This is a genomic window from Alicyclobacillus sp. CIJ1 (assembly GCF_057538885.1).
On record NZ_BAAJPH010000111.1, the window covers coordinates 1 to 286 of the forward strand.

A 286-nucleotide genomic window follows, 5' to 3' on the forward strand; every position below is an offset into this window, starting at 1 on the left:
TTGTAGGCACCGAAATGGTTGGAATAGGGGATGGTCAACACGCCCCCGTCGACCACATAATTCAGCACCACCCATCCCCGCTGCGAACGATCAGGCACGAAAATGAACAACTGACGGCGCTGAATTAAGTCCAGCAAATACACTGCAAATGCTTTACTCATGCCGCACCAGAGAAAATTGTTTGGAGCAATGGTTAGCCCGTACTCTCCATCCACAGGGATGTAAGTCCGAAAATGTCGTTGAAGTTCCGCGAACGATGTTCCGACGTGCTTCAACACATACATCC

At 50.0% G+C, this 286-nt stretch carries 1 protein-coding gene; it reads right to left on the reverse strand.

Annotated features, from left to right (window positions below):
• A partial coding sequence (locus AC27E8_RS08760; protein ID WP_487111451.1) for a hypothetical protein occupies window positions 1-215 on the reverse strand: 215 nt, incomplete at its 3' end.
• Window positions 216-286: the final 71 nt, after the last annotated feature.